Annotated in this window: 2 protein-coding genes and 1 pseudogene; 2 read left to right on the forward strand and 1 reads right to left on the reverse strand. The window is 71.7% G+C overall.

Annotation, left to right across the window (positions count from 1 at the left end; genetic code table 11):
* A partial coding sequence (locus GA0115242_RS10825) for an LCP family protein (RefSeq protein ID WP_370672269.1) occupies window positions 1-1,425 on the forward strand: 1,425 nt, incomplete at its 5' end.
* Window positions 1,426-1,435: 10 nt separating this feature from the next.
* Here GA0115242_RS10825 and GA0115242_RS10830 read toward each other — a convergent pair.
* A pseudogene (locus GA0115242_RS10830) lies at window positions 1,436-2,721 on the reverse strand (LCP family protein).
* Between the two features lie 118 nt (window positions 2,722-2,839).
* Between GA0115242_RS10830 and GA0115242_RS10835 the strand changes: the two are divergent.
* The gene (locus GA0115242_RS10835) at window positions 2,840-3,397 is read left to right on the forward strand and encodes an acyl-CoA thioesterase (RefSeq protein WP_093827057.1); all 558 of its coding nucleotides are present in this window, start codon (window positions 2,840-2,842) and stop codon (window positions 3,395-3,397) included.
* The last annotated feature ends 67 nt before the right edge of the window (window positions 3,398-3,464 follow it).

The following is a 3,464-nucleotide window of genomic DNA, read 5'->3' on the forward strand; positions in this document are numbered from 1 at the left end:
CCGCCGCGGTCGCGGCTGCCGCGGCCCCCGGCCCGGCGGCGACCGCGCTGGGCGGCGCGGGCGGTGACGGCGCTCTCGGTGGTGGTGCTCGCCTCGGCCGGCATCGGGCACGCGGTGGTCACGAGCCTCGACTCGGACATCGCCCGGATCGATCCCTTCAAGGACATGAAGAACCGTCCGCGCGACGGGCACGGCATGAACGTGCTGCTGGTCGGCACGGACGGCCGCGACAAGATCACCGAGCGGGAGCGGCAGGAGTACCGGCTGGGCGGGGCGCCGTGCCACTGCACCGACACGATCATGATCGTGCACATCTCGGAGGACCGGGGGCGGGCCAGCGTGGTGAGCCTGCCGCGGGACTCCTACGCGATGACGCCCGAGCACACCGACGGGACGACCGGGCAGCGGCACAAGGGCCACCCCGTCAAGATCAACGCGGCGTACGCGGAGGGCGGTCCCAACCTCACGGTGCGGACCGTCGAGGAGATGACCCATGTGAAGATCGACCACTATCTGGAGGTCGACTTCGCGAGCTTCATGAAGACGGTCGACGTCCTCGGCGGCGTGCGGATCTGCACCAGCGAGCCCCTCAAGGACTCCTACACCGGCCTCGACCTCCCCGCGGGCACGCACAGCCTGAAGGGCGGCCAGGCGCTCCAGTACGTCCGTTCCCGGCACGTCGACGGCGCCTCCGACCTGGGCCGGATGAAGCGCCAGCAGCAGTTCCTGGCCGCGCTGATCGAGCAGGCGACCTCCTCGGGGGTGCTGCTGAACCCGCTGAAGTTCCGGGACGTGACCCGGGCGGTGCTCGGCTCGGTCCGGGCCGACCAGGGCTTCGGCACCGACCAGTTGCTCGACCTGGGGCGGGCGATGCGGAACTTCTCGCCGTCGTCGTCGGAGTTCACGACCGTGCCGATCGGGGAGATGTCGTACGTCGTCAAGGGCATCGGCTCGACGCTGAAGTGGGACGCGGCCAAGGCCGACCGGCTCTTCCGGGCGCTGCGCGAGGACAAGCCGCTGACCGTGCGCAAGCCGCCGGACGAGCGGGCGCAGGTGGACGTGGCGCCGCAGGAGATCCGCGTCCAGGTGGAGAACGGGACGGCGACCGAGGGCCTCGGCCGGCGGGTGGACGCCGCGCTCGCCGCCACCGGGTTCCGCACCACCGGCGCCCCGACCGGCGCGGCCGACCGCTCCGCCACCCGCACGGTCGTCTCCTACGACCCGCGCTGGGACCGCTCGGCGAAGTCGGTGGCCGCCGCGCTGCCGGGCAGTGAGCTGCGGGAGGTCAAGGGCCTCGGCCCGACCCTGCGGGTGACCGCCGGGTCCGACTTCCGGCAGGTGCGCGGGGTGCGGGCCCAGGAGCCGTACCAGGGCGAGTTCGAGGCGGCGACCGGCGACCGTGTGGTCTGCGGGAAGCAGACCTGAGCCGGGGCGGTCAGTCGCCGGTGACGGTGACCTTCCGGTCGTTGTTCAACTCGTCGACCAGCGTCTTGACCTTGGCCTTGTCCCAGACGAGGTTGCCGCCGGCGGAGCCCGAGATCGGCATGTTCATGGAGGTGCCGTCGCCGCCGCTGACGCCCTTCATCGCCCAGAACATCGACGCCAGGTCCCACAGCGACATGTCCTTGTCGACGGTCAGCGAGTCGAGGCCCGCGCCCAGCGTCGGGTACAGCTTGAAGGGGTTCAGGACGGTCGAGGGGGTGGCCACCTGGTGGGCCAGCGCGGAGAGGAACTTCTGCTGGTTCTTGGTGCGCTGGAGGTCGGAGGCGGCGAACGCGTGCCGGGTGCGGACGAAGGCGAGGGCCTGCTGGCCGTCGAGGGTCTGCTTGCCCGACTGGAAGTCGGCGCCCGAGTACTTGTCCTTGAAGCCCTTGTCGATGTCGATCTCGACGCCGCCGACCGCGTCCACGATGTTCGCGAAGCCGGCGAAGCCGATCTCCACGTAGTGGTCGATGTGCAGGCCGGTGTTGTACTCGACGGTGCGCACCAGGAGGGTCGGCCCGTCGAAGGCGTAGGCCGCGTTCAGCTTGTTGGTGCCGAGCGGGCCCTTGACCTTGCCGGACTCCGAGCCCTTGAAGGTGGGGATGGTCACGTTGGAGTCGCGGGGCAGCGAGATGAGGGTGTCGCCGTTGCCGCCGACGTGCAGGATCATCATCGAGTCGGTGCGCTGGCCCTCGGCGGAGCCGGTGTGCAGCTTCTTCTTGTCCTCGGCGGACATCCCCGCGCGGCTGTCGGAGCCGACGATGAGGTAGTTGGTGCCCTCGCCCGCCTCGGGACGGTCGATGACCTTGGAGAGGTCGACGTCCCGGTTGAGCTTGGAGTCGGCCCAGAAGTAGGTGCCGACGGTGGTGACGACCAGCACGGCGGCGACGGTGATCGCCGTCCACTTGATGCGGCGTCGCCAGTCGGGGCGGGGGCGCCGGGACCGGGACCGCCGGGGCCACCGCCGCCGGGGCCGCCGTAGACCCGGCCGGTGTTGTAGCCGCCGTCCTGGTAGCCGTCCTGGCCGTAGCCGCCGTGCCCCTGGCCGTTGCCGTACGACTGCTGCTGCGGCACCCCGCCGTAGGGGGGCGCGGACGGGCGGGGGCCGCCGTGTCCGCCCGCGTCGGGGCGGCGGACCTGGCGCATGACGCGAGGGCCCTCCGGCTGTGCGCTCGCGCTGCCGCCGCCGCGCTGGTTGCGGCGGTTCTGGTCGGACCATGCATCGGGCCATTCGCTCATGGCATCAGTGTGCAGGCAGCCGCTGTGCCTCTTACAAGGGTCGTCGGAAAATCAGGTCACGGCTGTTGCCAAGCCGACACAAATTTTCCGGACGCGCGTTCGGCATAAGGTGGAGTCCATGACAGAACAGGCCACCGGCGCGGACCCGGACACACCGGAGATCCCCGGCAAGCCCACCTCGGCGTCCCGCACCACGCTCAGCCACATCATGACCCACGCCGACACCAACCTCCTGGGGACCGTGCACGGCGGCGTGATCATGAAACTGGTGGACGACGCGGCGGGCGCGGTCGCCGGGCGGCACAGCGGCGGTCCCGCCGTCACCGCGTCCATGGACGAGATGGCGTTCCTCGAACCGGTCAGGGTCGGCGACCTGGTCCATGTGAAGGCCCAGGTGAACTGGACCGGCCGGACCTCGATGGAGGTCGGCGTGCGGGTGCTGGCGGAGCGCTGGAACGAGTCCGCGCCCGCCACCCAGGTCGGCTCCGCGTACCTGGTCTTCGCGGCCGTCGACGCGGACGGCACGCCGCGCCCGGTCCCGCCGGTGCTGCCGGAGACCGAGCGCGACGAACGGCGCCGCCAGGAGGCGCAGATCCGCCGCACCCACCGGCTGGCCCGCCGCCGCGCGATCACGGAGCTGCGCGAGAAGCGCGCGGCGGAGGGTCTCGACGTCTGAGCGCCGGGGCGGGGCGCGCGAGCGGCGCCGTCCGCCTCAGGCACGGGACGTCCGCGGCACGTCCTAC

This window comes from Streptomyces sp. SolWspMP-5a-2 (assembly GCF_900091845.1).
GTDB lineage: Bacteria > Actinomycetota > Actinomycetes > Streptomycetales > Streptomycetaceae > Streptomyces > Streptomyces doudnae.